Source organism: Cupriavidus sp. FW305-3-2-15-C-LB2 (assembly GCF_058787575.1).
Genome location: NZ_JBYSZW010000113.1, coordinates 1 through 812, shown reverse-complemented (window position 1 = coordinate 812; position 812 = coordinate 1). Strand labels below are relative to the sequence as shown.

Below are 812 nucleotides of genomic sequence, written 5' to 3'. Positions count from 1 at the left end.
GGCTACCTGCTGTGGGCGCTGATGACAATGAAGTGGACCTTCGACATCAAGCCCGACGACCTGTTCTGGTGTACCGCGGACATCGGCTGGGTCACCGGCCACACCTATATTGCCTACGGCCCGCTGGCCGCGGGCGCCACCCAGGTGGTGTTCGAAGGCGTGCCGACCTACCCCAACGCCGGCCGCTTCTGGGACATGATCGCGCGCCACAAGGTCAGCATCTTCTACACCGCGCCGACCGCGATCCGCTCGCTGATCAAGGCCGCCGAGGCCGACGAGAAGATCCACCCGAAACAGTACGACCTGTCCAGCCTGCGCCTGCTCGGCACCGTGGGCGAGCCGATCAACCCCGAAGCCTGGATGTGGTACTACAAGAACATCGGCAACGAGCGCTGCCCGATCGTCGACACCTTCTGGCAGACCGAGACCGGCGGCCACATGATCACGCCGCTGCCGGGCGCGACGCCGCTGGTGCCGGGTTCGTGCACGCTGCCGCTGCCGGGCATCATGGCCGCCATCGTCGACGAGACCGGCCATGACGTGCCCAACGGCAACGGCGGCATCCTGGTGGTCAAGCGTCCGTGGCCGGCCATGATCCGCACCATCTGGGGCGATCCGGAGCGCTTCAGGAAGAGCTACTTCCCCGAAGAGCTCGGCGGCAAGCTCTACCTGGCCGGCGACGGCTCGATCCGCGACAAGGACACCGGCTACTTCACCATCATGGGCCGCATCGACGACGTGCTGAACGTGTCGGGCCACCGCATGGGGACGATGGAGATCGAGTCCGCGCTGGTGTCCAACCCGCTGGTGGC

1 protein-coding gene is annotated in these 812 nt (G+C 66.5%); it reads left to right on the top strand.

Annotation, left to right across the window (positions count from 1 at the left end):
• Positions 1-812 (top strand): AMP-binding protein (locus AC3WRR_RS36040; protein ID WP_492299564.1); only part of this gene is annotated, 812 nt, incomplete at both ends.